This window comes from Pseudomonas sp. AC463 (assembly GCF_979253585.1).
Genome location: NZ_CEEDDZ010000736.1, coordinates 1 through 262 on the forward strand (window position 1 = coordinate 1; position 262 = coordinate 262).

Annotated in this window: 1 pseudogene; it reads right to left on the reverse strand. The window is 67.9% G+C overall.

Annotation, left to right across the window (positions count from 1 at the left end):
* Window positions 1-262, reverse strand: a pseudogene (locus tag AC0IYH_RS32155) (macrolide ABC transporter permease/ATP-binding protein MacB); the annotation flags it as partial.

The following is a 262-nucleotide window of genomic DNA, read 5'->3' on the forward strand; positions in this document are numbered from 1 at the left end:
ACCAGGGGCCGCGCGCCGCTGCGCTTGGGTTCTATCGGCGCATCGCCGGGCAGCTCCAGGCCGCTGCGTTGGTTGGCCTTGTCGCTGACGATCTCACCATCGCACACCTCGACGATACGCTGGGCATTCGCCGCCACCGTGGGGTCGTGGGTGACGATAATCACTGTGTGCCCGGCGGCGTGCAGCTCGGCGAGGATGCGCATCACCTCCTAGCCGCTGTGGGTGTCGAGGGCGCCGGTGGGTGCGTCGGCAAGGATCACTT